This is a genomic window from Pseudanabaena sp. 'Roaring Creek', assembly GCF_001402795.1.
In the GTDB taxonomy this organism is placed as follows: Bacteria; Cyanobacteriota; Cyanobacteriia; order Pseudanabaenales; family Pseudanabaenaceae; genus Pseudanabaena.
The window spans coordinates 1-936 of the sequence record NZ_LIRE01000374.1; the positions used below are offsets into that span (position 1 = coordinate 1).

General features: G+C 43.1%; 2 protein-coding genes. Both read right to left on the bottom strand.

The window, feature by feature from the left end; translation table 11 throughout:
• Nucleotides 1-566 (bottom strand): hypothetical protein (locus AC805_RS12610; RefSeq protein WP_156341400.1); only part of this gene is annotated, 566 nt, incomplete at its 3' end.
• Nucleotides 567-603: 37 nt separating this feature from the next.
• Entirely contained in the window at nt 604-882 is a 279-nt protein-coding gene (locus AC805_RS12615; RefSeq protein WP_055075761.1) for a hypothetical protein, read from the bottom strand.
• Nucleotides 883-936: the final 54 nt, after the last annotated feature.

Genomic DNA, 936 nt, shown 5'->3' on the forward strand with positions numbered 1-936 from the left:
GCATCAGATAGAGAGGGATTTAGGGGTGAAGGAGGATTTCCATCGGCATCTCTAATAACCATTAACTGATTCGGATATCCCTTACCTAAAAAAAATCCATCCTTATAGCCAAAATCGTATCCATCAACCAAACCAGAATGACTCAAAGAGCAAGGAGTAACACAAATTCCCATAACTGCACCGCTTCCAGAGCCATTTGGAGCAAAAAGATAAGTTCCCGCTGGATACTTAATAGGAGCATTTGCGATCGCCTGTTTTCGCAAGTTCTCCATATTCTGGTTTGTCATATAACCAAAAGCAGCAAGCGAGCCTACAATAGCAATCTTATCAGCAGTAGTAAGACCTACCGCTGTAGGAGTCACATAAGGACTAGCTGCACCAGCAGTTCCTACAGAAGAACGAACAACCCCAAAAGTAGCTTCACAACCAACAGGATCTCTTTCACAAGAGGTTGAAACCGTATCTAGAAAGGCAAAGGTGGGAGAAACATCTAAAAACTGTAAAAATACGAAAAGTACTCCCAAAACTACTGAGAATGCTCTTCGTCTTAGGGAGTACTTTTTCATTGTTTTAGGGGGTTGGTGAACTGGTGAACTTGGAAACCTACGAATAAAGGTAGCGCTTGAATAGGAGTGCTGCGGCAGCAAAAACGACAGCAGCTACTGCAATCGGTTGAATGACGCTAACTAAAGCGGCGATCGCTGTGGCATCTGTGTTCATCTGGGTGATGGCAGATGATGCAGTGGATTGAGCGTTACTTGGCTCACCAAATAAGGTAATGGCTCCACCTGCTGAAGCGGTTCCTGCTCCTAATAAAATTAGGCGATCGGTTTTAAATTTCTTGTCTCTCAGATGCTTATCTTTAAAGTCTTGGTCGATCACGATTTTTATCTCCTATTGATAGAGTGAACGGATGATTCTGGAAATTATCCAGAG